The 24,202-nt window shown below is 74.0% G+C and carries 21 protein-coding genes; 15 read left to right on the plus strand and 6 right to left on the minus strand.

Translation table 11 applies throughout. From position 1 onward, the window contains the following. The first annotated feature begins 7 nt into the window (after positions 1-7). From OG617_RS14155 to OG617_RS14165, 3 genes are all read left to right on the plus strand, one after another. A complete protein-coding gene (locus OG617_RS14155) occupies positions 8-2,854 on the plus strand; it encodes a hypothetical protein (RefSeq protein ID WP_405102002.1) in 2,847 nt (948 codons plus the stop codon). Positions 2,855-2,925: 71 nt separating this feature from the next. Next, positions 2,926-3,549 carry a TetR/AcrR family transcriptional regulator gene (locus OG617_RS14160; protein WP_405102004.1) on the plus strand — a complete coding sequence of 208 codons (624 nt, stop codon included), beginning with the start codon at positions 2,926-2,928 and terminating at the stop codon, positions 3,547-3,549. Positions 3,550-3,705: 156 nt separating this feature from the next. Next, entirely contained in the window at positions 3,706-5,073 is a 1,368-nt protein-coding gene (locus tag OG617_RS14165; protein ID WP_405102006.1) for an acetyl/propionyl/methylcrotonyl-CoA carboxylase subunit alpha, read from the plus strand. Positions 5,074-5,150: 77 nt separating this feature from the next. Here OG617_RS14165 and OG617_RS14170 read toward each other — a convergent pair whose 3' ends face one another. After that, positions 5,151-6,077, minus strand: coding sequence for a hypothetical protein (locus OG617_RS14170; RefSeq protein ID WP_405102008.1), 927 nt, complete (start codon positions 6,075-6,077; stop codon positions 5,151-5,153). Positions 6,078-6,507: 430 nt separating this feature from the next. On the opposite strand from OG617_RS14170, the gene OG617_RS14175 reads away from it, so the two are divergent. The 5 genes from OG617_RS14175 (at position 6,508) to OG617_RS14195 (ending at position 13,959) form a co-directional block, all read left to right on the plus strand. After that, a complete protein-coding gene (locus OG617_RS14175; RefSeq protein ID WP_405102010.1) occupies positions 6,508-6,663 on the plus strand; it encodes a hypothetical protein in 156 nt (51 codons plus the stop codon). Positions 6,664-7,152: 489 nt separating this feature from the next. Next, on the plus strand, positions 7,153-8,064 hold the full coding sequence (locus OG617_RS14180) for a hydroxymethylglutaryl-CoA lyase (RefSeq protein ID WP_405102012.1): 912 nt from the start codon (positions 7,153-7,155) through the stop codon (positions 8,062-8,064). 253 nt (positions 8,065-8,317) lie between these two features. Further along, positions 8,318-9,850: an acyl-CoA carboxylase subunit beta gene (locus OG617_RS14185; RefSeq protein ID WP_405102014.1), complete on the plus strand. Its 1,533-nt coding sequence runs from the start codon at positions 8,318-8,320 to the stop codon at positions 9,848-9,850. A 96-nt stretch (positions 9,851-9,946) separates the two neighbouring features. After that, positions 9,947-11,101: an acyl-CoA dehydrogenase family protein gene (locus tag OG617_RS14190; RefSeq protein ID WP_405102016.1), complete on the plus strand. Its 1,155-nt coding sequence runs from the start codon at positions 9,947-9,949 to the stop codon at positions 11,099-11,101. A gap of 152 nt (positions 11,102-11,253) precedes the next feature. Beyond that, complete coding sequence (locus tag OG617_RS14195; RefSeq protein WP_405102018.1) at positions 11,254-13,959, plus strand: ATP-binding protein; 2,706 nt, start codon at positions 11,254-11,256, stop codon at positions 13,957-13,959. Between the two features lie 277 nt (positions 13,960-14,236). Here the strand turns inward: OG617_RS14195 and OG617_RS14200 are convergent, their stop codons facing one another. Continuing rightward, entirely contained in the window at positions 14,237-14,746 is a 510-nt protein-coding gene (locus OG617_RS14200; protein ID WP_405102020.1) for a MarR family winged helix-turn-helix transcriptional regulator, read from the minus strand. 101 nt (positions 14,747-14,847) lie between these two features. Here OG617_RS14200 and OG617_RS14205 point away from each other — a divergent pair, with 101 nt between their 5' ends. Next, positions 14,848-15,429, plus strand: coding sequence for a YceI family protein (locus tag OG617_RS14205; protein ID WP_405102022.1), 582 nt, complete (start codon positions 14,848-14,850; stop codon positions 15,427-15,429). A gap of 369 nt (positions 15,430-15,798) precedes the next feature. Further along, complete coding sequence (locus OG617_RS14210; protein ID WP_405102024.1) at positions 15,799-17,277, plus strand: glutamate--cysteine ligase; 1,479 nt, start codon at positions 15,799-15,801, stop codon at positions 17,275-17,277. A gap of 7 nt (positions 17,278-17,284) precedes the next feature. Here OG617_RS14210 and OG617_RS14215 read toward each other — a convergent pair whose 3' ends face one another. Continuing rightward, positions 17,285-18,667, minus strand: coding sequence for a hypothetical protein (locus OG617_RS14215; protein WP_405102026.1), 1,383 nt, complete (start codon positions 18,665-18,667; stop codon positions 17,285-17,287). 108 nt (positions 18,668-18,775) lie between these two features. Between OG617_RS14215 and OG617_RS14220 the strand changes: the two genes are divergently transcribed. Together OG617_RS14220 and OG617_RS14225 are read left to right on the plus strand one after the other, a co-directional pair. Then, positions 18,776-19,468: a PASTA domain-containing protein gene (locus tag OG617_RS14220; RefSeq protein ID WP_405102028.1), complete on the plus strand. Its 693-nt coding sequence runs from the start codon at positions 18,776-18,778 to the stop codon at positions 19,466-19,468. 130 nt (positions 19,469-19,598) lie between these two features. Next, on the plus strand, positions 19,599-20,333 hold the full coding sequence (locus OG617_RS14225; RefSeq protein WP_405102030.1) for a PASTA domain-containing protein: 735 nt from the start codon (positions 19,599-19,601) through the stop codon (positions 20,331-20,333). A gap of 55 nt (positions 20,334-20,388) precedes the next feature. Here the strand turns inward: OG617_RS14225 and OG617_RS14230 are convergent, their stop codons facing one another. Together OG617_RS14230 and OG617_RS14235 are read right to left on the minus strand one after the other, a co-directional pair. Next, the gene (locus OG617_RS14230) at positions 20,389-20,841 is read right to left on the minus strand and encodes a hypothetical protein (RefSeq protein ID WP_405102032.1); all 453 of its coding nucleotides are present in this window, start codon (positions 20,839-20,841) and stop codon (positions 20,389-20,391) included. A gap of 102 nt (positions 20,842-20,943) precedes the next feature. Next, entirely contained in the window at positions 20,944-21,228 is a 285-nt protein-coding gene (locus OG617_RS14235) for a hypothetical protein (protein ID WP_405102034.1), read from the minus strand. Positions 21,229-21,851: 623 nt separating this feature from the next. Between OG617_RS14235 and OG617_RS14240 the strand changes: the two genes are divergently transcribed. The 3 genes from OG617_RS14240 to OG617_RS14250 all read left to right on the plus strand — a co-directional run bounded on the left by OG617_RS14240 (position 21,852) and on the right by OG617_RS14250 (position 23,562). Then, positions 21,852-22,733 (plus strand): helix-turn-helix domain-containing protein, encoded by an 882-nt coding sequence (locus OG617_RS14240; RefSeq protein ID WP_405102036.1) that lies wholly within the window; start codon positions 21,852-21,854, stop codon positions 22,731-22,733. Continuing rightward, positions 22,703-22,924, plus strand: coding sequence for a DUF397 domain-containing protein (locus tag OG617_RS14245; RefSeq protein ID WP_396676614.1), 222 nt, complete (start codon positions 22,703-22,705; stop codon positions 22,922-22,924). Before OG617_RS14240 ends, OG617_RS14245 begins: the two co-directional genes overlap by 31 nt. Before the next feature lie 233 nt (positions 22,925-23,157). Beyond that, on the plus strand, positions 23,158-23,562 hold the full coding sequence (locus OG617_RS14250) for a hypothetical protein (RefSeq protein WP_405102038.1): 405 nt from the start codon (positions 23,158-23,160) through the stop codon (positions 23,560-23,562). Here the strand turns inward: OG617_RS14250 and OG617_RS14255 are convergent. Next, a complete protein-coding gene (locus tag OG617_RS14255) occupies positions 23,533-24,135 on the minus strand; it encodes a hypothetical protein (RefSeq protein WP_405102040.1) in 603 nt (200 codons plus the stop codon). The two genes, OG617_RS14250 and OG617_RS14255, sit on opposite strands and share 30 nt — an antisense overlap. Positions 24,136-24,202: the final 67 nt, after the last annotated feature.

The following is a 24,202-nucleotide window of genomic DNA, read 5'->3' on the forward strand; positions in this document are numbered from 1 at the left end:
GGCCGCGATGAGCGAGGACGACCTGTGGCGGATGCTGCACGGGACCACCGACATGCCGTACGGGGCGGGGCGGACGGCAGCCCTGGAGCAGTTGCTGCGCCGGGCCGACACCGGGGACGACCGGCACCTGGCGTTCGCCGTCCGGATGCAGGCCACCACCGGGTACGTCTACGGCGGTGAGGCGGGCAAGTCCTTCGTCACCTTCTCCTGGTGCCTGGCCGAGTTCGACCGGGACCCGCAGCCGTACCACCAGGGCTATGCCCACCAGCTCCTCTGGCACTTCAAGTACATGGTCAACGCCATGCTGAAGTTCCCCGAACTGCCGCTGGACCGCACGTACGCGGTGCTCGACGACATGGAGCGTCGGTACCGGGACGCCGGGCACAGCCTCCAGGCCGTGCACAAGCACCGCTACCTGGTCGCCGACCACGTGGGCGACGCCGAGGCCGCCGAGCGGTGGTACCGGGAGTGGCTGACCGCGCCGCGCGACGACCTGTCCGACTGCGCCGGCTGCGACCCCACCACCCAGGTCGCACACCTCGCCCACGTCGGCCGGTACGACGAGGCGGTGGCGCTGGCCGAGCCGGTCCTCGCCGGCCGGCTGACCTGCACGGAGCAGCCGCAGGCGATCCTCACCGCGCTGCTCGTGCCGTACCTGCGCACGGGGCGGGGCGACGCGGCGCGGGACGCGCACCGGGAGGCGTACCGGCGGCTGCGGGGCAACCTGTCGGACCTGTGGGACATCGGGGACCATGTCGAGTTCTGCACGTTGACCGGCAACGAGGCCCGGGCCGTGGAGATCGTCGAGCGGCACCTGGACTGGCTGGACCGGGCGCCCACCCCGGCCGCCGCGATGCACTTCGCGGCCACCGCCGCCGCCGCGCTGCGCCGGGCCGCCGGGGCCGGCGACGTCACGCTGCACCGGCGGGCGGCCGGCGACCGGCCGGCGGGTGAGGTGTCCGCCGCCGCGCTGGCAGCCGAGCTGGCCGACACCGCGACAGCGCTGGCCGCCCGGTTCGACGCCCGCAACGGCACCTCGTACCAGTCGGAGTGGATCGCCCGGCGGCTGGCCACCGGGCCCGCCGGGGAGCACCTGCCGCTCTCGGCCAGCCTGCGCCGCAGTTCGGCCGACCCGGCCCGGTCCCCGCAGCCGGCGGCACCCCCGGCCGAGGAGCCGGCCGTCCCGGCCGACGCCACCGCCGACGAGCTGCTCGACCTGGCCGACGAGTGCCTACGCACCCACCGCCGGTCGGGGCTGGTCGCCGCGCTGGCCGCGTACGACGAGCGGTTCGGCGCCGCCGAGGCGTCGCCCCGGACGGCGGCCCGCCGGCTGGAGCTGCGGGCGGCCGAGCTGACCGAGACCGGCCCGGAGGCGGCGCGGGACGCGAACCGGGCGGCGCTGGCCGCGTACCGGGAGCTGGGCGACCAGGTCCGGGCGCAGGTGGTGGCCGGCCGGCTCGGGGTGCTGCTCTGCATGAGCGGGGAGGACGAGGAGGGGCTGGTGCTGGTCCGGGAGGCCGCCGAATTCCTCGCCGCGCACGCCGACGCCCGGGAGCGGGCCGCCGCGCACGACCGGCTCGCGCTGGCGCTGGCGCACCTCGAACGCTGGTCGGAGGCACTGGCTGCCGCGGACCGGGCCGCCGCCGAGGCGTACGACGATCCGTGGCTGGCCGCCCGGGCGGCGCTGCACCGCGCGAACGTGCTGGAGGAACTGGACCGGCCGGACGAGTTCCGGGCGGCGGCCGGGCAGGCCCGCCGGCTGGCCCGGGAGGTGGGCGTCGGCGAGCTGGTCACCGCCGCCGCGCTCGCGTACGCCCGGGCGGTGGACGACCACGCCGAGACGGTGGCGTCCTGCGACGAGGCGCTGCGTGCCGCCCCGCCGGGCGCCCGGCTCCCGGTCCGGGTGTTCCGGGCCCGGGCGCTGCTGGCCGCGGAGCGGGCGGCCGAGGCGGTGGAGGACTTCGCCGAGGCGGTGACCCTCTGCGTGGAACAGGGCGCCGACGGGGACGCCTTCCTGCGCTGGGAGCTGGCGAACGCGTACCGGGTCGCCGGGCGGCCCGCGGAGGCGGCCGAGGTGGCCGAGGAGGCGGTGCTCGGGCTGGACCGGCTCGGGGCCCAGGCCGAGGCGGACCGCTGCCGGCACCTGCTGGTCGGGATCTACGTCGACCTGGGCGAGTTGGAACCGGCGCTGGCCCTGCTGGACCTGCTGGCCCGCAACCTCGACGGGCCGGACAACCTGCCGCACCGGGCGCAGGTGCTGGAGGAGGCCGGGGGCCTGCTCTACGACGCCGACCGGGACGCGCTGGCCGGGCAGCGGTTCGCCGAGGCCGCGACGGCGTACCGGCTGGCCGAGGCGCCGGTCGACGAGCTGCGCGCCCGCCGCCGGGAGGCGGACGCGCTCTTCTGGGCGGGCGACGGGCCGGCGGCGGTCCGCGCGGTGGAGGTCTGCGACGGGCTCTCGGCCGTGCTGACCGGTCAGCCGGAGCAGCCGCCGGTGGTGACGTACGAGGTGGCGCTGGCCGCCGAGGTGGCGGCCCGGGTGCTGGCCGGCGTCGGCCGAACGGACGAGGCGCTGGACCGCCTGGCCAGCGTCCCGGCCCGGCTGCGGTCGATCGAGGCCTTCGGCGAGGCGGCCCGGGTGGAACTGCTCACCGGCGAGACTCTGCTGCACGCCGGCCGCCCCGGCGAGGCCGAGCCGCTGCTGCGCGAGGTGCTGGGCGGGCTGCCTTCCGGCTCCCGGTCGGCGGCCCGGGCCGCCTGGCTGCTGGCCGGGGCGCTCGACGAGCTGGGCCGCCCGGACGACGCGGCGGCGGTCCGCGCGGAACACGGGCTGACCGCCGACGAGGAGGACTGACCGGTCCCGGCGGATGCGACCGCCGGGTAACCGAGCCCCACCCCGTCCGGCGGCGGGTCTAGGCTTGCCCGGTGAGCGTGGAACAGCGGGCACGGGGGACGGCGGGCGGCGTGACGGGTACGGGTCGGCGGCGGTCCCGGCGGGACGAGATCCTGGAGATCGCCGTCGGGCTCTTCGCCTCGCGGGGTTATCACGGCGTGTCGATGGACGACATCGGCGCCGCCGCCGGCGTCACCGGCCCCGCCCTTTACCACCACTTCGCCGGCAAGGAGGCGATGATGGTCGCCGCGCTGGTCCCGGTCAGCGAGGGGCTGCTCGACGGTGGGCGGGCGCGGGCCGCCGGCCACCCGGACGACCCGCGCGGCACGCTGGAGTCGCTGATCGACTTCCACGTCGAGTTCGCGTTGGCCAACCCGGCAGTGATCGCGCTGCACCTGCACGAGCTGGACCGGCTGCCGGACGAGCCGCGTCGCCGCATCCGCCGGCTCCAGCGGCTGTACGTCGAGGAGTGGGTGACCGTGCTGACCGCACTGCACCCGGGGCAGCCCGCCGGCGAGGCGCGGGTGCTGGCGCACGCCGCGTTCGGCCTGATGAACTCGACGCCGTTCCTCGGCGGTGAGGTGGACCGGCGACGCCGCGCCGCCCTGCTGCGCGCCGCCACCCTGGCCGCCCTGCTGGCCGAGACGGCTGCCTGAGCTGGTCCGGGTCGCCCCGGCCACCCGTCGCCGGGGCCGGACCTCCCCGGCCCCGCCCCCGGGACCCCGCCCGGACCTGTGGCGCTTGACTCGTGCGAAGCGGCCCACCCATGGTTTCCTTGCCTCCGTCCCATCTTTTGGACGCTGGAGGAGAACATGATCGAGTCGCTGCTGGTCGCCAACCGGGGCGAGATCGCCCGCCGGGTCATCCGTACCGCGAAGCGGCTCGGGATCCGCGCGATCGCGGTGCATTCGGAGGCCGACGCCGACCTGCCGTTCGTCACCGAGGCCGACGAGGCGGTCTGTGTCGGCCCGGCCAACCCGGCCCAGAGCTACCGCAACGTCGAGGCGATCCTCGCCGCAGCCAAGTCGACCGGCGCGCAGGCGATCCACCCCGGCTACGGCTTCCTGTCGGAGAACGCCGAGTTCGCCCGTACCGTCGAGGCCAGCGGGCTGGTCTGGGTCGGGCCCGGCGCGGACGCGATCACCGCGATGGGCGACAAGATCAACGCCCGGAACCTGATGGCGGCGGCCGGGGTCCCGGTCGCGCCGGGCACCACCGATCCGGCGGCCGACGTGGAGGCGGCGGTCGCCGCCGCCACCGAGATCGGCTACCCGGTGATGGTCAAGGCGGCGGCCGGCGGTGGCGGCATGGGCATGGGCGTGGCCACCGACGAGGCCCTGCTACGCACCGAGTACGACAAGGTGCGCTCGTTCGCCGAGCGGATGTTCGGCGACGGCTCGGTGCTGATCGAGCGGTACTTCCCCCGGGTACGCCACGTCGAGGTGCAGATCCTCGGCCTGGCCGACGGCCGGGTGGTGGCGCTCGGCGAGCGGGAGTGCTCGGTGCAGCGGCGCAACCAGAAGCTGGTCGAGGAGTCCCCGTCCCCGGCGGTCTCGCCGGAGCTGCGCGAGCGCATCCTCGCCGCCGCGGTGCGCGCGGGCGAGGCGGTCGGCTACCGCAACGCCGGCACCGTCGAGTGCCTGCTGGTCCCCCGTCAGCGGGGCCAGGCGGGTGACGCCCCCGGCTCCGAGGAGTTCTTCTTCCTGGAGATGAACACCCGGCTCCAGGTGGAGCACCCGGTCACCGAGTACGTCTACGGCATCGACCTGGTCGAGGAGCAGCTCCGGGTGGCATCCGGCCTCGCCCCGACGTTCGACCCGGACGCTCTCGTCCCGCGCGGGCACGCCATCGAGCTGCGGATCAACGCCGAGGACCCGAAGCGATTCCTGCCCGGCCCGGGCGTGATCAAGACCTGGAACGAGCCGACGGGCGAGGGCGTCCGGGTCGACTCCGGCTACGTCGCCGGCAACACGGTGACCCCGTTCTACGACAGCCTGATGGCGAAGCTCATCGTCAGCGGCAGCGACCGGGCGGAGGCCGTCGAGCGGGCCCGGGCGGCGGTGGCGGCCTTCGAGATCACCGGCCCCAAGTGCAACCTCCCGTTCCACGCCGAACTCCTCGAGAACAAGGATTTCCTCTCCGGCGACTACGACACCACCATCGTCGGCCGGATGCGCTAACCCCACCCACCCGCATACATGCGTTGATCAAGAGGTTTACGTCGGGGTTCCGGCCTACGCCGACGTAAACCTCTTGATCAACGTCGCCGGAGGTCCCCGGCGGGGTGGGGGTGGGGGGTGTTGGGGTCGGGGGTGGGGGTGAGCCAGATCGGGTCGATGCGGGGTGAACGGTGCCGCCCGGCTGGCGCGTCGTTGGTGGTGGACGGTCCGGCGGGGAAGCGTCCCGGGTTCCAGCCCCCGCGCGGAGTCCCGGCCGGGGCCGAGGACTCCCGCTGTCGTGGCACATCCTCCGGGCGGGTCTCGCCGCTGAGCGGCTGGTGTCGAGAGCGTCCCCCCACCGCCTGCCGAGCCGGCGCGCGGAGGGCGGCGCGTAGCAGGTCGTTCTCGGCCTGGCTGGCGGCCAGCCTTCGGCGCAGCGAAGCGTTCTCCCGCCGCAGCCCGTCCTCACTGCCACCGCCGCCGCTTTCGTTCCTGCCGCCACCGCTGCTGTCGCTGCCACCGCTGCTGTCGCCCTCGCCGTAACCGCTGCCGCCGCCGCTGCTGTCATTCGAGTGGGTCTCGGTGTGGGGGTGGACCGGTCCGGCCGGCTCGCGGCCCCGCGACGGCGGTCTCTCCTCCCGAGCCGCCTCGTAGAGCCGCCCGAGGTGGTCCAGCGTCGCAGCGCGGTCGGCCTTCGGCACCGTGTACTCCACGACCAGGACCACCGTCGGCCACGGAGGGCCCTTCGTCTCCGTGGTGAAGTGCCGGGAGAGTCGCTTGCGCAGGGTGTCCCGGTTCCGTCCGGGCCGGTCCCGGCAGATCCGTTCGGACAGCCTGCTCCACGTGTCGATCGGCCCGACCTCCGGGCAGCTCTCGACGACGTCGCGGACCGCCAGCCCGTACGCGGAGACCGCCGTCGAGCCGTACCGGGACTCGTAGCCGGCGGCCAGTCGGGCCCGGGCGACGAGCCGGTGCCGCTGATGCTGCTCTCCCGCCGGGGGCGGCGTGGTGTTGTGGGGGGTCATGTCGGTCCTTCCAAGAGCTACATGACTCGGAACCGTATTTGTACCCCCTCTGATCAACGGCGGACTGCCTTTACTGCGCGCATGGTCAGTTTTTGGCCGGGTGCCTGTCCGGGTAGGACTGCCCAATTCCGTGTGGTCGGCCGTCCTGGACCCCTTGCGGCCACTGGTCTGCGGTCACTCGGTCCCGATCATCCACTTTGGCCGGCCCCGCCACGCGCCTACCCGGCCAGAAACGCGCGTACCCGTCCGGGTCGCGTCGTTGTTCCTGTCGCGCGACCGGTGCGGCGGCGATCCGCCGGTTCGGCAGTTATCGGGTACGCGCGTATTCGACCGGTGGAAATTCCATCGGTGCATCTTGCGTCTCTGGATGGATGAAATGACAAGAAGAAGACCGATTGACGGGGCTGGGTGGCCCGTCGACCGTCGCCGGATGGCCCGGTGGCTGCGATCCATGTCGCTGGGCGCGGAGGGCGGGGCAGCCATGGCCGTGCTGCTGGGCCGAGAGGACGCCGTCGCGTACGCCGGCGCCCTCTCGGCCACGCTCCGGGGTGCTGCGGAGCTCTTGGAAGGACCGTCGCAGCCCTGATCCCGGAGGGGGTGGCGAGGAGCGGGCCGACGGCCGGCAGCCTCGCCGCCCCAACCCACCGTGGTGAGTCGGGGCGTGCCAAACGTAACGATCCGGGGCGTGGCCGATCGATGTGTCGATGGGGATTCCGGCCGTCCAGTTCCCCGTTCCGGCGAACGTGCCCCCGTGCTCGGCCGGACGGGCCACCCGGGCGACCGGGCGACGTACAGCGTGTCCGTCCCCCGACCGGGAATGCTGCTATACGGCCCGGCGAGCCCTGCGCGTTACGCCTGCCTGGCCATCCTCGGCGGGCTGGGGCCCCCGCCCCGCGGCGGTGCCCGCGCTTCCGCAGCCAGCCGGTTCGGGGCCGGTCTGGCGTCAGCTCCCGAGGTTCTGGTTCCCTGGAGGGAACACCGGTCGTCCGGCGTCGCCCGTCGGCCGTCCCCACGAGGGGCGGCGGGCGACGGCGCCCGGGCGACCCGACGCCACAGCGAGGTGACCATGAGCCAGATGCCCACAGCCGTGTCGATCCGCGAGGTCGGGCCGCGCGACGGGCTCCAGAACGAGGAGCCGGTCCCGGCCGGGGCCAAGGTGCGGCTGATCGACGCGCTCTCCCGCACCGGCGTACGCCGGATCGAGGCGGTGTCGTTCGTGCACCCCAAGGCCATCCCGCAGATGGCCGACGCGGACGAGGTGTGGCAGCGGGTCGCGAGGGTCGACGGGGTGCGCTACTCAGCGCTGGTGCCGAACACCCGGGGCGCCCAGCGCGCCCTCGCGGCCGGGTTCACCGAGGTTGAGGTGGTGGTCTCGGCCAGCGACACGCACAACCGGCGCAACGTCAACCGGTCCACCGACGAGTCGCTCGACGACATCGCGGAGCTGATCGACCTGCTGCACGGCGCCGGAGCGACCGCCGAGGTGATCGTGGCGACCAGCTTCGGCTGCCCGTACGAGGGGGACATCGACCCCCTGCGGGTCGCCGGCATCGTCGACCGGGTGGTCCGCGACGGCGCGGACCGGGTCGCGTTCGGCGACACCACGGGCATGGGTACGCCGCGCCGGGTCCGCGAGTTGCTGACCGCGGTACGCGACCGCAACGCCCACGTCCCGGTGCTGCTGCACTTCCACAACACCCGAGGCACCGCGTTGGCGAACCTGCTGACCGCACTGGAGCTCGGGATCACCGAGTTCGACGCCAGCGTCGGCGGCCTCGGCGGCTGCCCGTACGCCCCGGGGGCCAGCGGCAACCTGGCCACCGAGGAGGCGGTGCACATGCTGCACGACATGGGCATCGACACGGGCATCGACCTGGACGCCCTGATCGAGGCAGCCGAGCTGGCGGAGCACCTGCTCAACAAGAAGCTCCCCTCCGGCGTCCTCCGCGCCGGCCCCCGCACCCGCCTAACCCCCCTCCCCACCTAACCCCCACCCAACCCGGCCCCAACCCGGCCCCCAGCCGGCCCCGTTGATCAAGAGGTTTGCGTCAGGATTCCTGCCCCTCCTGACGCAAACCTCTTGATCAACGCCTCGGTGGAGGGTGGAGGGTGGGAGCGGGGTGGGGTGGGGTGGCGGGTCGCAGGGGGGTGGGGGGATGCGCTAGCCTAACGATCGTTCAGGTTGGGTGTCGGGCGGTTCACAAGGCCGCGCGGCCGGGGCAGGCGGCGAGGGAGTCGGCGTGACGCTCGACGGTGAGGCACTGGAGCAGCTGCGTATGCGCGCCCGGTCCGGCGGTGCGGACAAGTACCACGCGGCGAACGCCGCCAAGGGGAAGCTGTTCGCCCGCGAGCGGGTGGCGCTCCTGGTCGACGAGGGATCCTTCGTCGAGGACGGCCTGTACGCCAATGCGCTGGCCGAGGGCCTGCCCGCCGACGGCGTGGTCACCGGCACCGCCATCATCGACGGCCGGCAGGTCTGCCTGATGGCCAACGACTCCACGGTCAAGGCCGGAAGCTGGGGCGCGCGCACCGTCGAGAAGATCATTCGGATCATCGAGCGGGCGTACTCGACCGGGGTGCCGATGGTCTACCTGGTCGACTCGGCCGGCGCCCGGATTACCGACCAGGTCGACCTGTTCCCCGGCCGGCGCGGCGCCGGGAAGATCTTCTGGAACCAGGTCCGCGCGTCCGGCTCGATTCCGCAGGTGTGCGCCCTGTTCGGGCCGAGCGCGGCCGGCGGGGCGTACATTCCGGCGTTCTGCGACGTGGTGGCGATGGTGGACGGCAACGCCAGCATGTACCTCGGCTCCGACCGGATGGTCGAGATGGTCACCGGGGAGAAGACCACCCTGGAGGCGATGGGCGGGGCCAAGGTGCACTGCGCCGAGTCGGGCGTCGGGCACTTCCTCTGCAAGACGGAGGCGGACGCGCTCGACGTGGTCCGGCGCTACCTGTCGTACCTGCCGGCGAACTGGACGCAGCCGCCGCCGGCCGCCGAGGCGCTGCCCGCCCCGGAGAAGGCCGACCTGGCCGCGCTCGTCCCGGCCAGCGAGCGGCAGGCGTTCGACATGCGCCGGTACGTCCGGGGCCTGCTCGACGACGGTTCCTTCTTCGAGATCCAGGCGCTCTGGGCCAAGGAGCTGACCATCGGCTTCGGCCGGCTGGACGGCGAGGTCGTCGGCGTGGTTGCCAACAACTCGATGTTCAAGGGCGGGGTGCTCTTCGTCGACTCGGCCGACAAGGCGACCCGGTTCGTGCAGCTCTGCGACGCGTTCAACGTGCCGCTGCTGTTCCTGTCCGACGTGCCCGGGTTCATGGTCGGCAGCGCGGTGGAGAAGCAGGGCATCATCCGCCACGGGGCGAAGATGATCACCGCGATCTCCGAGGCGACCGTACCCAAGATCTGCGTGGTGGTGCGCAAGGCGTACGGCGCGGGCCTGTACGCGATGGCCGGCCCCGGCTTCGAGCCGGACGCCACGATCGCCCTGCCCACCGCGAAGATCGCGGTGATGGGCGCGGAGGCCGCAGTCAACGCCGTCTACGCCAACAAGATTGCCGCCATCGCCGACGAGGCCGAGCGGGCCGCCTTCGTCGCCGCGAGGCGCGAGGAGTACGAGCGGGACATCGACATCGTCCGGCTCGCCAGCGAGCTGGTGGTCGACACGATCGTCGAGCCGCACGAGCTGCGCGCCGAGCTGGTCCGCCGGTTCACCGCCGCCCGCACCAAGGACCGGCACTTCTCCCGCCGCAGGCACGGCGTCACCCCGGTCTAGACCGCCCCCCACCCCAGGGGCACCGGCACCGCCACCGCGACCAAGGACCGTCGGCGTCACGAGCGTCCGGCGGAGGAACCCGTACAGGAGGAACCGATGGACTTCCGGCTCACCGACGAGCAAGAGGCGCTGCGGGAGAGCGTGCGGGACTTCGCCCGCGAGGCGGTCGCCCCGGTCATCGCCGAGCACTACGAGAAGCACACCTTCCCGTACGAGGTGATCCGGCAGATGGGCAAGATGGGCCTGTTCGGCCTGCCCTTCCCGGAGGAGCACGGCGGGATGGGCGGCGACTACTTCGCGCTCTGCCTCGCCCTGGAGGAGCTGGCCCGGGTCGACTCCAGCGTGGCGATCACCCTGGAAGCGGCGGTCTCCCTCGGCGCGATGCCGATCTTCCGGTTCGGCACCGCCGAGCAGCAGGAGCGGTGGCTGCCGAAGCTGGTCAGCGGCGAGGCCCTCGCGGGCTTCGGCCTCACCGAGCCCGGCACCGGCTCCGACGCCGGTGGCACCCAGACCCGGGCGGTGCTGGACGAGTCCACCGACGAGTGGGTGATCAACGGCTCGAAGGCGTTCATCACCAACTCGGGCACCGACATCACCACCCTGGTGACGGTCACCGCCGTCACCGGCACCCGGCCGGACGGCGCCAAGGAGCTGTCCACGATCATCGTCCCGTCCGGCACCCCTGGCTTCACGGTCGCCCCGGGCTACTCCAAGGTCGGCTGGAACGCTTCGGACACCCACGAGCTGACCTTCGACGACTGCCGGGTCCCGGCGGCCAACCTGCTCGGCGAGCGCGGCCGGGGCTTCGCCCAGTTCCTCAGCATCCTCGACGAGGGCCGGATCGCGATCGCCGCCCTCGCCGTCGGCCTCGCCCAGGGATGCGTCGACGAGTCGCTGAAGTACGCGAAGGAGCGCCAGGCGTTCGGCCAGCCGATCGGCAACTACCAGGCCATCCAGTTCAAGATCGCCGACATGGAGCTGAAGGCGCACACCGCCCGCCTCGCGTACTACGACGCGGCGGCCCGGATGCTGGCCGGCGAGCCGTTCAAGCGGCAGGCGGCGATCGCCAAGCTGCACGCCAGCACGATCGCCGTGGACAACGCCCGCGAGGCCACCCAGATCCACGGCGGCTACGGCTTCATGAACGAGTACCCGGTGGCCCGGTTCTGGCGGGACGCCAAGATCCTGGAGATCGGCGAGGGCACCAGCGAGGTCCAGCGCATGATCATCGCCCGCGACCTCGGCCTGTGAACGGAACGGCCCCTCGCTGACGCCTGCGGCACGGGGGGAACACCGCCGACCGCAGCCGTTGCGGCGGGATTGTCGGATATCCGTGCCCCGAGGCGTCGGCAGGGCGACGGTTGCCTGCCGGCCGTCGCACCCGATCCGTACCCTTCCTGCCCATGGCGCCCGATCATGATCGTCCGCCGGGGGTGGACGGGCGTACCGGCCTGTCGGACCTGTTGCGCGCGTACCGGCGCACGGCCGGCCTCACCCAGGCCGAGCTGGCGTCCCGGGCGGGCATCGGCGTGCGCACGGTCCGCGACCTGGAGCGCGGTCGGTCCGCACGACCGCAGCGGACCACCGTCGAGCTGCTCACCGGCGCGCTCGACCTGGCCGGTCCGGCGCTCGCGGAGTTCACCGCCGCCGCCCGGGGCGCGGCCCCGGCCCGGTCCGCCCCGGCCCCGCCCGAAGGCCTCGCCGCCGGGCCGTCGTGGCACCCGCCCCCGCCCGTCGGCGCCGGGCCGTCGTCGGCCGCCCACTCCGCCGGTACGCCGATCGCGCTTCCGCCCCCGGTTGAGCTGATCGGTCGGGAGCGGGACGTGGCCGAGCTCGTCGAGCTGCTGACCGCCGGCCACGGCCCACCGGTGGTCAGCCTCGTCGGGCTGGCCGGGGTGGGGAAGACGGCGCTGGCCCTGGCGGTGGCCCACGCCGTCGCCGGACGGGCACCGGGAGGCGCGGCCGGGGTGCTCGTCGGGGAGGGCTCGGACGCCGCCGACGTGCTCTCGGCGGTGGCGGCCGTGTTCGGCGGCGCCCGCCCCCCGGACCTCGCCGTCCGGCTCGCCGGCCGCCAGGCGCTGCTGCTGATCGACGCGGTGGAACGCGCGCCGGACGCGGTGGCCGAGGCGCTGCACCGGCTCGCCCGTGCCGTGCCCACGCTGCGGATCCTGGTGACCGGCCGGCATCCCGTCGGCGTGCCCGGCGAACGGGTCTGGCCGGTGCCGCCGCTGGACGTGCCCCCGCCCGAGCTCGACCCGGCGGAGCCCGACGTCCTCGCCGGCTACCCGGCGGTGGCGCTGTTCACCGCGCGCCTGGCCCGGGTGCGGCGGGAGCCGCCGGATCCGGCCGAGCTGCCGGCCCTCGCCGCGCTCGCTCGTAGGCTGGGCGGGCTGCCGCTGGCCATCGAACTGATGGCCGCCCGGGGGCGCATCCTCGACCTCAACGAGCTGCTCGACCGGTACGGCGACCGTGTCCTCGACCTCGCCACCTCGCCGTTGCCGGCCCCTGGGCCGGGGTGGGCGGCGTCCGAGCCCGGCGGGGCGGTGGGCGGGGCGCCGGTCACCCTGCGGGACGCGGTGGCGGCCAGTTACCGCCTGCTCGCGCCGGACGAGCGGGCAGCGCTGCGTCGGCTCTCCGCGTTCCGTAACCGGTGGTCGGTGGAGCTGGCCGAGGAGATGCTCGCCGACGACGCCGACCCGGACGGCACCGTGTCGGTCGACCCGGTGCCGCTGCTGGACCGCCTGCTCCAGCTCGGCCTGCTCAGCGTGCGCGGTGTCGGGCCGTTCCGGTTCCGGCTGCTCGACGCGGTGCGGGAGTTCGCCGCCGAGCAGGCCATCGGCGCCGGCGAGCTGAGCGTCGTCCGGCGGCGGCACGCCGACGTCTTCGCACGGCTGGTGGCCCGCACCGTCGTCGAACTCGCCGGTTCCCAGCTCACCTCGGCGGTCCGCCGCCTCGACGAGGCGGCCGGCGACATCACCGCCGCGCTGGCCCACGCGGCGGTCGACGACCCGGTCACCGCGCTGCGGCTGGCCGCGGGGCTGGCCCGCTGGTGGCGGTTCCGGGGGCGCAACGTCCTCGGGCGGCAGTGGCTGCGCCGGCTGCTGGCCGACCCGCGTACCGCCGACGCCGACCCGATGCTGCGCGCCTGGGCGGTGCTCGGAGTGGCCCGGCTGGCCGCCGAGCACGGGGCGGCGGAGCAGGAACTGCCGGCGGCGCGGGGCGCCTGGGCGGTGTTCCACCGGGTCGGCGACGTGACCGGCGAACTTGAGGCGCGTACGGTGCTCGGGGCGCTGTTGGTCGCCACAGACGCGCACGACGAGGCGCGGGAGCAGGCGCTCGCGGTCCTGTCCCTGGCCACCCGGCACAAACGGGTACGCGACATGGCCGTGGCGCAGAACAACCTGGCCTGGCACGAGACCCGGCTGGGCGACCTGGCCGGGGCCCGCCGCCGGCTGGCCGCGGTGGACCGGCTGGCCGCCCAGTGCGGCGAGCGGCGACTGCGGGTGTTGGCCCGGGCGAACCTGGCGGAGGTGTCCCGGTTGGAGGGCCGGTACGCCGATGCCGTGGCGCAGGGCCGACGGGTGCTCGCCGGGGTGGCGGAGCTCGGCGATCCGGGGCACCGCCGGCGGGCCCTCGGCACCGTCGGACTGGCGCTGGCCCAGGACGGGCGTCCGGACGAGGCGACCGAGGTGCTGTCCGGCCTCCGCTCGTGCGTGGCCGGCGACGCGACGCTCGGCGCGGGGCCGGCCGGTGTCCGGTCGGTCCTCGGCTGGGACGCCTGTGGCCGGGGCGGGGAGGCCCGGGTCGAGGAGGCGGCCTGTGCGCTGATCGAGGCGAACATCGCCCTGCACCGGGGGGACCGGGACCTGGCGGCTGAGTGGTTCGCCGCCGCGGTCGACGCTGGCGCCGGCGGACGGCACCGCCGGGACGTGGTGGAGGCCCTGGTCGGGCTGGCGGCGAGTGTCGGTGACGCGGAGGTGTTCGACCGGCTGGACCGGGTCTGCCGGGAGAGTGGCATCAGTCTGCTGCCCCGGGAGGTCGCCCAGCTCGCGCCCCTGCGGTCGGCCTCCGGCCACGATCTCGGTCGCTGCGGAGCGGCGGAAAGATGACGCGGAAGATGACGCGGAAGGTGGCGCGAGGGGTGGCGCGAGCGAAGAAGCCCCCTTGGTGTTACCCCTCGCTCATCGCTCGCGCCAGCACCCCCCGGTGCGCCCCCGCTCAGAGCACAGTAGCCACCACAGGTAAGTTGTTTCGTCCGTTCCGTCCGGATAGCTACCGCTGGCTCAACGGATTCTGCCGGTCTTTCTGCCGGTGTCACGCCGGACCCGCCCGACCTGCGCTCCCGCATCCGGCCGCGAGCGCCGGTCGGATCAGCGGCCGGTCGGATCAGCAACCCGGCGGGGCGGCCGGCTCCTCCGGGTTCGGGTTGGTGCTGCCCGCCGTCGCCCCCGGGTGCACGGCGTCGCGTACCTGCCGGAGGCCGTCGAGGAGGACGTGCAGCGTGTCGGGTGCCAACTGGCCGGTGAACCACTGCTCGATGATGCGCAGGTGCCCCGGGAGGGTCTGGTCCAGCCGTTCCAGGCCGGCTGCGGTGACCACGGCGTACGAGCTGCGCCGGTCGGACGGGCAGGCCCGGCGGCGGATGAGCCGGTCGCGCTCCATCCGGTCCACCACCCGGGTCACCCCGCTGGTGGAGAGCGAGGTCTGTGCGGCCAGGTCCGTCATCCGGAGCTGGTTGCCGGGCGAGCGGGCGAGGCGGGTCAGCACCTCGAACTCGACCGGGGACAGCCCGTGCTCCTCGAACTGGGCGGCGAACCGGGCCGACAGCCCGGCGTGCGCCTCGACGAGCAGGCCGACGGCGGTGATCCGGGGGTCGTCGAACACGTTCTGGTCCACCCGTCCATCGTAGCAGTACTTGACATGAGGAATATTGCTGTGGCTATAGTTGCTCAGTCAGCCGTCAGGCTACTAAACAATCTCCCCTGGAGGACAGGACCATGACCAGCAGCACCGGATCGGTTACCCGCGAGTGGGACGGCCTCACGATCCCGGCCGCCGGCACCTATCTGCTGGACGCGGCTCACAAGCGGGTCGGCTTCGTCGCCCGGCACATGATGGTCAGCAAGGTCCGTGGTGAGTTCGCCGAGGCGACCGCCACGATCACGATCGCCGAGGACCCGCTGCAGTCCTCGGTCGCCACGACCATCCAGGCCGCGAGCATCAGCACCGCCCAGGCCGACCGGGACGCCCACCTGCGCGGCCCCGAGTTCCTGGACACCGAGACCTTCCCGACCCTGGAGTACCGCAGCACCGGCGTGAAGTCCCGGGACGGCAACGAGTTCGTGCTCTCCGGCGAGCTGACCATCAAGGGCGTCACCCGTCCGGTCGAGCTGAAGGTCGAGTTCGAGGGCGTGGGCCGCAGCCCGTTCGGCCAGGACATCTTCGGCTTCTCCGCGAGCACCGAGATCGACCGCGAGGACTTCGGCCTGACCTGGAACGTTGCCCTGGAGACCGGTGGCGTGCTGGTCGGCAAGAAGATCAAGATCGAGATCGAGGGCGAGGCCGTCCGCCAGGCCTGATCTTCCTTGACTCGCGAGGACCGCGTGCCTCCGCGTCCCGTACCGGAAGACCCCGCAGGCCCGCGTCGTACCAGTCGACGCGGGCCTGCGGCCGTGCCGGCCCATGAGCCCCTGGCGCGGCGCGGAGCCGGCATCCCGGGCGGTGACGGTGTGGATCGTCACGTGCCGTCGCGCGTCCTGGGCGGTGGCGGTGGCGTCCACCTGGGTAGAGATCCGTCGGGAGCGCTCTTCGTTCCGGTCGCGGTCGTCCGTCGCGGTGATCGCCCGGCGCCGGCCTCTGGCCCGACGCGCTGGGCACTTTTACCGTAGAAGGTTCACAATGCGCTGCGGGGCGGTACCGTTCCGCAGCGCCTCGCGCCGGGAGGGCACATGGGTAGGGACGTCGAGCAGGGCGCCTTCTCCCGAGAGGACAGGGTCCGCTACCGGCAGAAGGTCCGGCGATGTCTGGACGTCTTCGCGCTGATGCTGGACGACTTCGGGTTCGACGCCGACCGGCCGATGACCGGGCTGGAGATCGAACTCAACCTGATGGACCCGGCGGCCGAGCCGGCCATGCGCAACGAGCAGATCCTCGCGGACATCGCCGACCCGCTCTTCCAGACCGAGCTGGGGCAGTTCAACCTGGAGCTGAACGCCAAACCCCGGCTGATCGAGGGCGGCGGCTTCGCCGACTACGAGCAGGACCTGCGCAGCAGCCTGACCCGGGCCGACGAGCGGGCGGCGAGGTCCGAGGCCCGGATCGTGCTGGTCGGCATCCTGCCCACCCTCACCGAGCGCCACCTGGTCGTCGACAACCTCTCCACCGCAGCCCGGTACCGGGTGCTCAACGACCAGATCGTGGGCGCCCGCGGCGAGGACATCGAGCTGGACATCCGCGGTGTCGAGCGGTTGCAGACCCACACCGACTCCATCGCGCCGGAGGCCGCCTGCACCAGCCTCCAGTTCCACCTCCAGGTCGCCCCGGACAGCTTCGCCGACTACTGGAACGCCTCCCAGGCCATCGCGGGCGTCCAGGTGGCGGTCGGGGCGAACTCGCCCTTCCTGTACGGCCGGCAGCTCTGGGCGGAGACCCGGATCGCCCTGTTCCAGCAGGCCACCGACACCCGCCCCGACGAGCTGAAGGCCCAGGGTGTACGCCCCCGGGTCTGGTTCGGGGAGCGCTGGATCACCTCGATCTTCGATTTGTTCGAGGAGAACGTCCGCTACTTCCCGCCGCTGCTGCCGATCTGCGAGGACGAGGACCCGGTCGAGGTGCTGCACGCCGGTGGCGTCCCCGAGCTGGCGGAGCTGCGGCTGCACAACGGCACGGTCTACCGCTGGAACCGGCCGGTCTACGACATCATGAACGGCCGTCCGCACCTGCGGGTGGAGAACCGGGTGCTGCCGGCCGGCCCCACGGTGGTCGACATGCTGGCGAACGCCGCCTTCTACTTCGGGCTGGCCCGGGGCCTGGCCGAGGCGGACCGGCCGATCTGGAGCCAGTTGACGTTCAGCTCGGCGGAGGAGAACTTCCACACCGCCGCCCGGCGCGGCATGGACGCCGTCCTGCACTGGCCCCGCCTCGGGGACGTGCCGGTGACCAAGCTGGTGCTCGACACCCTGCTGCCGACAGCGGCCGTCGGGCTGGACCGCTTCGGCGTCGCGCCGGCCGAGCGGGACCGTCTGCTCGGCATCATCGAGCAGCGGTGCCGCACCGGCCGCAACGGCGCGGTGTGGCAGACCGAGGCGGTCTGGGCCGCCGAGCGGCACCGGGGGATGGACCGTGGCGCGGCCCTGCACGACATGGTGCAGCGCTACGTGGCGCTCCAGCGCAGCAACGAGCCGGTGCACACCTGGCCGGTCGACTGACCAGGCGTCATCGGGTGCGCCGGCCGCCGGGTGGCTTCGCCGCCGTCGGCGGCCGGGCCTCCCCGGCGGTCCCGACCGTCCCGGCTTCTTCGACCGTCCCGGATCCGGCAGCCTGGCCGGCGGCGGGCGTGAGCGGGCCGGCCTGGTCGGCGACGGGCGTTTCCGGCTCGGCGTCGGCCGGGCCGGAGCGCTGTCGGGGCACCAGCACCGGGGCACCGGACCTGGGCAGGGCCGCAGGCGGCCCCGGTACGCCGGCGCGGCGGGCCGCCGCCCGCTGGGCCAGCGCCGCGGTCAGCATCGACCCGGCGAGACCGGCCAGCACCGCGTACGGCGCGATGAGGTGGGCCGACACCTGTTCCCGCCCGGTCGTGGCGAGGCCGGGCACGGCCAGCAGGTAGGCCAGCGCGATGAGCAGGGGACCCGCCGCGCCCGAGGCCGCCGCCCCGAGCCGGTGCTCCGGGGACCGGGCGGTACGCCGCGCGGCCAGGGCGCCGATCAGCAGTGCCGAGCCGAGCGCCAGGAGCGCGCCGGGCCAGTAGAACCAGTCCCGGATCCAGAGGCCTGGCCGGTCCGCGCTGAGCTGCCAGATGCCGAGCTGGGCGGTGGTCAGCCCGCGCCCCGAGAACACCCCGTCCGCCACGGCGACCATCGCGAGCAGCCAGAGCCAGCCGACGGTGGCGATCACGCCGGCCGCCGCAGCCGGCGAGCGTAGCGCCCACCTGGCCACCAGCATCCCGATCAGCACCCCGGCCCCGGCGTACGCGGCTGCCACGGCCTGCGGTGCGGAGACGTCCGGGACGCTCGCCGCCCGAGCCGGTACGGCCACCAGCAGCATGGTGACCAGCGCGCCGACGCCCCCGGCGAGCGCCAGGACCGTCGATCCGAGCCCGCCGGCCTCGCCCCACCCGGAACCGCCAGGGGCCGGGGCGGGAACGGTCACACCGGAGGAGCCGACCGGGCCCACCCCGGACCCACCGACCGGCTCGGGCGCGGACGGCACACCGACCGGGTCCACCCAGGCGGGCGTGCCGACCGGGTCCGGGCCGTCGGGGGAGCCGCCACCGGCCGGGACCACGGGCGCGTCGGGGGCGGCGACCGGTTCCGGGCGCTGCTCGGCGACGGGGGGAGCGTCCGGGGCGGGGGCCGCCGGTGCCGGGGCGCGTTGCCGCAGCCGCAGCCGTTGGGCGCAGACCGCCCCGGCGATCGTCGAGGTGCTCGCGATCCAGGTCGCCCAGGCCAGGCTGGCCACCCAGGCCGTCCCGCCACCGGCGTCCGCCGCCGCCCAGTTGATGATGCCCAGCCCGTAGCCGAAGCCCAGTTGGGCCGCGCCCGCGCCGGCAGCGACGCCGACCGCCGTGGCGATCGATCCTCCCCAGCCTCGTCTGGCCATGCCGGGGAGCGTAACGTCCCGAGGTCGGCCCGGCGAGTCGTGGCGGAGAGCGGGCCCCGGCGTTTGGCGCGGCCCGGTACGGTCGCCGGTGATGAGATGGTGGGCGCGATGACGGACGGGAACACCGCTCGGGAGACGTATCCCGGCGAGCCGGGCGGATCCGGGTCGGGCCGGATGGTCAAGGTGCTCGGCGGTGGCCTCGCCGTCGTGCTCCTGGCGGCCGTCGGCGCGACCGGCGGCTGGCTGCTGGCCGACGAGGGCACCCCACCGTCCGGCCGGAATGTGGACGCCGGCGCGACGGTCCCGGCCACCCCCTCCGAGACCCCGTCGCCGACGGTCCGGACGACTGCGCCGTCCGCGCCCCGGACCAGCGCGTCCACCCCGTCCGGCGGGCTGACCGTCCCGCCGGTGCTGGGCACGGACTTCGAGGACGCCCGGGACGAGCTGCGGGACCTCCATCTCGGCTGGCGGTTGGTCTTCGGCACCGGTTCGGGGCGGGACGTGCGCAGCGCCGACCCCCCGGTCGGCTCGGCCGTGCGCCGGGGCACCACCGTCGCGCTGTACGTCGCGGGGCCGGCACCCGAGGTCAGCGTCCCGGACCTGCTCGACGACGACTGCTCCGACGCGGCCGACGACCTGGTCGAGGAGGGCCTCTACCCGCGCTACCGCACCGGCCGGACCGGCATCGTCACCGCACAGGACCCGGAGCCCGACAGCACGGCGTACTGGAACGATCCGGTGACCCTGACCTGCGGCGAGGAGCCGGCGGAACCGAGCGGGAAGCCGGCACCGACCCCGTGACCTCCGGCCGGCGCACCGACCGGCCTCCCACCCCTGCGGCTCGCCGCGTTGATCCCGGCCGATGCGCGCGGCAGCGGTTAGCGTGGACGCCGAGGGCCAGGCCGCCCGCCCGGTGGGGAGAGGACGTGCGATGAGCGACGACCGTCAGGACCCGCCACCCGCCGACGACGCCGACGACCCCACCCGGCCGCTGCCCGGCCCGGGCGACGAGACCCGGCCGCAATCCCGCGCCGGTGACGAGACCCGGCCGCTGCCCCGGTCCGGGGACACCGGTCGGCAGCCGCCGGCCACCCCTGAGGTCTGGTCCGGGCGGGCCGGGGTCCCGCCGCCGCGCCCGGCGGACTACCGCGACCCGGCCGGCGAGGACTGGTACGCCGAGGACCAGCCCGGCCGGCGCTGGTGGACGCCGATCCTGCTCGGCGTCCTGGCGCTGCTGCTGGCCGGCCTGCTCGGGGCCGGCCTCTGGCTGCTCACGTCGGCCGGCGACTCCCCCGGTCCCGGGGACACCCCCTCGGCCCGGCCGACCACCGCCCCGGCGACGACCGGCGCTCCGACGACCGAGGCGACGACCGCCGGGCCGTCCACCACCCCGCCGTCGACCACCCGCCCCGCAGTGCCGATGCCGCCGCTGGTCGGGCTGTCCCGGGCGACGGCCGAGCAGGTCCTGGAGCAGCTCGGCATCGAGCACCGGATCGAGGCCCGGGAGTCCGACCAGCCGGCCGGCACGGTGATCGAGACCGACCCCGGCCCCGGCGAGCTGGTGCCCGCCGGGGAGAAGGTCACGCTGGTGGTCGCGGCGGCCCCGGCACCCACCACCAGCGCGGTCGAGCCGTCGGCGACCACGGCTGCCAGTCCGACGCCCTGACGCTGCCGGGCCGGCCCTCGGCGGCGCCGGAGCCCCTGCCGCGTCGGTCGGGCGCTCACCACCTCCGGCGTCTGGTCCCGACAAGTCCCAGTCCGGCCAGCGAGATGGCCAGGCCGAGGACCCCGGACCAGAACAGTGAGCGGCTCACGTCGTCCCGGCGTTCCGCCGCCCCACCCGGTGCCCGGTGGGCCTCGACCACCGTGTCCGTTCCGTCGCCGGCGCCCGCGCCGGCGGGGCCCGGCACGCCGACCGCCCCCGCCGGAGCGCCCTGCGCCCCCGCCGCCGGGTCAGCCCGGTCGGCCCAGCCCGGCCCGGGATCGGACCCCTCGTCCACCACGGTGATCTCGGGGGCCGGGACCGGAGCGCTCAGTTCGGTGGCGGACAGGGCCGGATATCGGACCACCACCACGAGGGTGGTGACGATGCCGAGCAGCGCCAGCAGGCCGAAGGCATAGAGGGTACGGGAGCGGTGGTGTCGCCGCGCGGCGGGCAGAATGACCATGACCATCCCAGGTTCAGGGTCCGGGACGCGCGGGGTGGAGACGTTCGCCGGGGTGGGCGTACCGATTCTATGCCGGCGGCACGCCTCCCGACCTGCGATTCCGGCGGGTCAGCCCACCCGGACCGCCGTACGGACCACCGGGCGGCGCGGGCGGGCGGTGTGCTGCCGGGGCTGCGAAGCGGTCCGGAGCTGACGCAGCCCGGCCGCCTGCACGAAGATTGACCGCTGGTTGACCGCGTCCCCCGCCGCGTTCAACTCGTAGCCGTCGAGCCACACCCAACCTTCGTACGTGGGCCAGTCGTGCACCCGGATCACGCGGAACATGATCGGTCTGAGGAACTGGACACTCGCCGCGCGAGTCACGTGCAGTACGTCACCTGAGCGGGGAAGCACAGAGGACTCCTGAAGAGGATCGGCCGGCGTGTGCCGGCGGTGATTCGGGGGATGCCGTGGGCCCGGTGACGTGGTCGTGCCTCGTGAACCGGTCAGGCGGGTCGGTGGTGGTCGGGCCGTGCACGCTGGTGGCGTGCCGTCACCCGACCATCACCCGACTGCATCCGGTCGTCGCTCCCGCCGTCGCAGCCAGTGGCATGCGACAACGGGGCCTGGAACCGGGGCAGGTCCGTGTGGTGCCTGGGGCGGGTCCCTCGACCGGGCGCTCCGTCGCGGCGGAGCACCCGCCTCTCCGGTGGCCAACCGGAACGGTGAGTGACCTTGGCCCTACGGACAGACTGCATCAGCGGCGGGTTTCATGCAAGTTGCATGTCGACTTTTGCCGATACGTGAGCGGCGCGCGGAAATAGACGCTTGATGCGGCTGTCCCCGGGGCGGCACACTGGACGCCGGTTTCGCCCGCCGCGGCCGGTCGACGACCGGCACCACGCCTCTGCCGCGAAACGCTCGCCGCCCGACGGTCGCGCCCCCGGCGGGCGTCGATTCCGGGCGCGATCGACCGGAGGTAACCGGGTGAGCGCGAGCAGCGATCGGTCCGGCCACGTGGCCCGCTGGGGGACGCCGTGAGTGAGCGACGTAGCCCCACCATCCGCCGTCGCAGACTCGGCGCCGAGTTGCGCCGCCACCGCGACGCGGCACGCATCACGATCGAGGTGGTCGCCGAGCATCTGGAGTGCTCCGCGTCGAAGATCTCCCGGATCGAGACCGGCCACACCACCGCCACCCCGCGCGATGTCCGGGACATGCTGCTGATCTACGGGGTGTCCGGCACCGAGAGCGACGAGCTGGTGCAGATCGCCCGGGAGGCCCGGCAGAAGGGCTGGTGGCACCCGTACAGCACGGTGCTGGTCGGGTCGTACGTCGGCTTGGAGTCGGCCGCGAGTTCCATCCGGACGTACGAGCAGCAGGTGGTGCCGGGCCTGCTGGAGACCGAGGAGTACGCCTCGGCGATGATCCGCACCGCCCGTCCGGACTTCACCGCCGATCAGGTTTTGCAGAGAGTGCGTGTCCGAATCGACCGCCAGTCGTTGTTGACCCAGGACGATTCGGCCGATCTCTGGGTGGTGCTCGATGAGGCGGTGCTGAGCCGGCCGGTGGGCGGCGACGCGGTGATGCGTGGTCAGCTCAGGCGGCTGGTGGAGGTGGCGGAGCTGCCGAACGTGACGCTCCAGATCCTGCCGTTCTCGGTAGGGGCGCACGCCGGCATGGACGGCACTTTCACCATCCTCAGCTTCCCCGAAGCGGGTGATCCCGATGTCGTGTACGCGGAGAACGCCACGGGTGGGCTCTTTCTCGAGAAGAGCGACGAACTGCAGCGGTACCACTTCATCTTCGATCACATTCGAGCAGCGGCCAGACGCCCGGAGGAATCCATCGCACAAATCGCAAAACTGGCAGAGGAGCCGTTGTGGAAGTGGCGACCAAGTGGTCCCGTGGGGACCTGACGCGGGCGACGTGGTTCAAGAGCTCGAAAAGTGGGCCGAACTGTGACAACTGCGTCGAGGTGGCGTATGTGACCGGGGCGATCGGGGTGCGGGACTCGAAGGACAAGAGCGGGCCCAACCTGATCTTCGCTCCGGGTGACTGGCACGCCTTTGTCGCCGGCACCAGGGAAGGCACCTTCGCCCGGGACTGATGGACCGGACCCAGACACGACGGGCGCGGCCCGTCCGGCAGCGTAGCCGGACGTTCCGCGCCCGTCGCGCGTCCGGGGGTGGATCCGTGACCTGCGGGTACGGATCGGCAGTCGGCGGTACGGATCGGGCCCGGACCCGTCGCCACCCCCGCCCCGGGTCGTTGTACCCCTCGGTACGGCGCTGGTCGACAACCCGCCGCACGGATCGGCAACCGAGCGAGGCAGGCGAGACGATGACGACGATCGGGTCAGAGAACCTCACCAACGGTCCGGGCAAACCGGAGCGGTTCGGCGGCAAGTACCGCGGGGCCCGTCGGGACACCGTGCTGACAGAAGTGGTCTCCACCGACACCGATTTCGGTGGCCGGGACGGCGGGTCGCCGGCACCCGAGCAGGCTGGGCCGCCGCTGTCGCTGCCCTCGCTGGACCCGAACCCGCTCACCGAGCCGTCGTTCCCGCCGGCCGGCTGGCCGACCGGTTCGGCCGAGTCCCTGGCCGACCACCCGCTGCTGCGCGGCCTGCTGCTGGAGCTGCCGCCGAAGGGGAGCGTGCCCCCGCCCGGCTGGATGGACCGCTGGTTCGAGGCGACCCGGGCGATCCTGGAGCTGCTATACGTGCAGGGGACTGGCCACCCGTGATGACGCCGGCTGCTGCTGGGGCAGCGCCCGCTCGGCCAGCCGGCTGTGGCGCAGCGCGTGTCGTACCCCGATGGCGGCGACACCCAGCGCGCCGACGGTGACCGCGGCCCCGGTCGTGCCGGGCCCGGCGAAGACGTCCAGGCCGCTGGCCGAGAGCACGCCCGGGACGGTGGCCAGGCCGGTGACCTGGAGCGGCAGGCCGACGAGCGGATGGGCGGCGGCGGCCCGCAGGCCGTGCGGGGCCGGGGCGTGCGGCGCCGTGGCGAGGGCGCCCGCGCCGGTTCGCAGCCGGCGGACCCGCCTGACGGTGCAGACCGCGACGAGCAGCGCGGGTGGGGCCGCCAGCGCGAGCCCGGCGGCGGCCCGGTCCACCGTGCCGGCGCCGGCGCTCTGCAACCCGGCGGCCAGCACGCCCGCCGTCAGGCCGAGGCCGGTCAGGGTCAGGGCGAGCACCCATCCGGTACGCCGGTGCAGTGCGCGGGCGCGGTCCAGCCGGGGCAACCGGTCGGCGAGGAACCCCGCAGCCAGCCAGACGCCGGCGACCGGCAGCAGAACGATGAGATGCTCATCCATGGGCCCAGCCTCGCCCAACCCTGCCCCGGGGCGGATCCGGGCCGGCCCCCGGTTAGTCCCGCAACTG

It is taken from the genome of Micromonospora sp. NBC_01412 (assembly GCF_045040215.1).
Taxonomy (GTDB): Bacteria; Actinomycetota; Actinomycetes; order Mycobacteriales; family Micromonosporaceae; genus Micromonospora; species Micromonospora rubida.